We start from the raw sequence: 652 nt of genomic DNA on the forward strand, positions 1-652 counted from the left end.
GACAGCGTGGGCCCACAGGCGGACACCGATCTGGCGGCCAAGGTCCGCTACACCCTGGCCTCCAACCTGATGAACGTGGACAACCTGCGTTCCGCCTACGAATACAGCAGCCAGGCCCTCGCGCTGATCCCCGCCGACCCGCCGTCGCGCACGTGGGTGTGGGCCGCGGCCACGCACGTGCAGGCCGCCTACTACGTCCTGGAGTACGAGACCGCGCGAACGCTGGGCGCCGAGGCCCTCGCCGCCGCCGAGGCGCTCGGCGCGCGCGACGCGCAGGCCGACGTGCTGATCACCCTGACCGGCATGCGGGCGAACAATCGCCAGACCCCCGAAGGCCGCGAACGCCTGCGGCAGGCAAGCGAGTTGGCCCGCGAGGCGGGCAACGCGACGATCGAGCTGCGGGCGCTGTACAGCCTGGCCATGGGCTGCTTCGAGGCCGGGTACCTCGCGGACTGTCTGGGCTGTTTGGACGACGCGCTGGAGCGGGCCCGGGCCACCGGGCAGGCGTCCTCGCCGTGGGCGCTCGACATGCGCTACCTGCGGGCGTTGGCCCTGTACACGTCCGGGCGGTGGGACGACGCGGTCGCGGCGGCGGCGGGTGTGGCGCCGGCGGCGTTCGGGCACGTGGCCGAGGCCGCGCTGTACGTGCCGC

Annotated in this window: 1 pseudogene; it reads left to right on the forward strand. The window is 73.8% G+C overall.

Annotated features, from left to right (window positions below):
* Positions 1 to 652 (forward strand): annotated as a pseudogene (locus GT354_RS29140) (helix-turn-helix transcriptional regulator); the annotation flags it as partial.

The sequence above is a fragment of the Streptomyces sp. SID3343 genome, assembly GCF_009865215.1.
GTDB lineage: Bacteria > Actinomycetota > Actinomycetes > Streptomycetales > Streptomycetaceae > Embleya.